Origin of the sequence: Salinicola lusitanus (genome assembly GCF_003206045.1) — a bacterium.
GTDB classification, from domain to species: domain Bacteria; phylum Pseudomonadota; class Gammaproteobacteria; order Pseudomonadales; family Halomonadaceae; genus Salinicola; species Salinicola lusitanus.
This window is the reverse complement of record NZ_PZJM01000019.1, coordinates 1-622: the sequence shown is the minus strand read 5'-3', so window position 1 is coordinate 622 and position 622 is coordinate 1. Positions and strand designations below refer to the sequence as shown.

Genomic DNA, 622 nt, shown 5'->3' with positions numbered 1-622 from the left:
CGTTCAATGCCGACGGTTCCTATAGCTTCGTCTCCGGCACCGACTTCGACAGTCTGGCTGCGGGCGAGAGCCGTGAGGTCACCTTCAGCTATACCGCCACCGATAATAATGGCGGCGTCAGTGCCCCGCAGACGGTGACCATCACCGTCACCGGTACCAATGATGCGCCGGTCGCCAAGGCCGATACCCAGACCACCGGTGAAAACGCCACTCTGAACGCTCAGGTGCCGGCAGCGACCGACGTCGACGATGCGGTCGAGAGTTATCAACTGGTGCAGAACGTCGGTGATGGCAATGGCGCGCTGAGCTTCAATAGCGACGGCAGTTACACCTTCAACCCGGGTACCGACTTCGACGCACTGGCCGCTGGCCAGAGCCGTGATGTGACCTTCAGCTACACCGCCACTGACAATAACGGCGGCGTCAGCGCCCCGCAGACGGTAACCATCACCGTCACAGGCACCAACGATGCGCCGGTGGCCAAGGCCGATACCGAAACGACGGGTGAGAATGCCACGCTGACTAGCCAGGTTCCGGCGGCTACCGATGTGGATGGCACCGTCGAGAGCTATCAGCTTGCGACCGGCGTGGGTCAGGGCAGCGGCAGCCTCAGCTTCAACAG

The 622-nt window shown here is 62.2% G+C and carries 1 protein-coding gene; it reads left to right on the top strand.

Going from position 1 to position 622, the window contains the following annotated elements; genetic code table 11:
• Positions 1-622: VCBS domain-containing protein (locus tag DOM45_RS19885; protein ID WP_167404634.1), on the top strand; the 622-nt coding region annotated here is incomplete at both ends.